We start from the raw sequence: 1,216 nt of genomic DNA on the forward strand, positions 1-1,216 counted from the left end.
CTCCCCGACGCCGGCACCGGGCGGCGCCGCGAAGCCGACGCCGCCGCGCGGTCGTCGCCGCGCCGAGGGCAACCCCGCCGAGGGTGGCACCGCCGGGGGTGGCACCGCCGGGGGTGGCACCGCCGACCCGGATCAGGTCGAGCAGGCGGCGGACGCCGCCCGCGACAAGGGCGCCGGCCCCGGCCAGGGCGCCTGAGCCGGTCCCGGGAGCACCGGGACCGGCGCGCACCACGAGGCCCTCCCCGCTCGATGAGCGGGGAGGGCCTCGTGCTGCGGGGTGGAGGCGAGGGGACTCGAACCCCTAACCCCCTGCTTGCAAAGCAGGTGCGCTACCAATTGCGCCACGCCCCCGGACCGGCGGAGCCGGCTGGTACGCCTCAGCGGATGGTGTCGGTGGCCTCCGCCCAGAGGTCGCGCTCGGCCTTGTCGGAGGCACGCTGCCGCCAGGCGAGGATTCCCACGGCGGCCAGCGCCACCAGCAGGACCTTCTTCACGGTCGGACCTCCACGGCACGGGAGCGGATCGTCACGGCAGCGGCACCCGCACCGCTCCCCCGCCGAGGCTAGCACGCGGTCTCCGGCCCCCTCCGGTGGTCGCGCCGGGGCGCAGACCCCTCCGGCACGAGCGGCCGGAACCGGCGCAACCGCAGGCTGTTGAGCACCACGAACACCGACGAGCAGGCCATCGCCGCCCCGGCCAGCATCGGGTCCAGGTAGCCCGCCGCGGCCAGCGGCAGCGCCGCGACGTTGTAGGCGAAGGCCCAGAAGAGGTTCTGCCGGATGACGGCCAGCGTGCGCCGGGACAGCCGCACCGCGTCGGCGGCGGCGCGCAGGTCCCCCCGCACCAGGGTCAGGTCGGCCGCCTCGATCGCCACGTCGGTGCCGGTGCCCATCGCCAGGCCCAGGTCGGCCTGCGCCAGCGCCGCGGCGTCGTTCACCCCGTCACCGACCACCGCCACGACCCGGCCGGCCGCCTGCAACCGGCGCACCACGTCGACCTTGCCCTCGGGCAGCACGCCGGCGACGACCGCGTCCGGGCCGGTGCCGATGCCGACCTGCGCGGCCACGGCGCGGGCCGCGGCGGCGTTGTCGCCGGTCACCAGCACCGGCTCCAGCCCGAGGGCGCGCAGCTGCCGGACGGCCTCGGCGGAGGTCGGCTTCACCGCGTCGGCCACCACGAGCACGCCGCGGGCGCGCCCGTCCCAGCCCACGGCGAC

The 1,216-nt window shown here is 77.7% G+C and carries 2 protein-coding genes, 1 tRNA gene and 1 pseudogene; 1 reads left to right on the plus strand and 3 read right to left on the minus strand.

Annotation, left to right across the window (positions count from 1 at the left end; translation table 11 throughout):
• Nucleotides 1–196, plus strand: a pseudogene (locus ABEB16_RS19440) (NUDIX hydrolase); the annotation flags it as partial.
• Between the two features lie 82 nt (nt 197–278).
• On the opposite strand, the gene ABEB16_RS19445 reads toward ABEB16_RS19440, so the two are convergent.
• From ABEB16_RS19445 to ABEB16_RS19455, 3 genes are all read right to left on the minus strand, one after another.
• Nucleotides 279–351 (minus strand) — tRNA-Ala (locus ABEB16_RS19445).
• Between the two features lie 26 nt (nt 352–377).
• Nucleotides 378–494 (minus strand): DLW-39 family protein, encoded by a 117-nt coding sequence (locus ABEB16_RS19450; protein ID WP_345713854.1) that lies wholly within the window; start codon nt 492–494, stop codon nt 378–380.
• Nucleotides 495–562: 68 nt separating this feature from the next.
• Nucleotides 563–1,216 (minus strand): HAD-IC family P-type ATPase (locus ABEB16_RS19455; RefSeq protein WP_345713855.1); only part of this gene is annotated, 654 nt, incomplete at its 5' end.

Origin of the sequence: Kineococcus glutinatus, assembly GCF_039542765.1 — a bacterium.
GTDB lineage: Bacteria > Actinomycetota > Actinomycetes > Actinomycetales > Kineococcaceae > Kineococcus_A > Kineococcus_A glutinatus.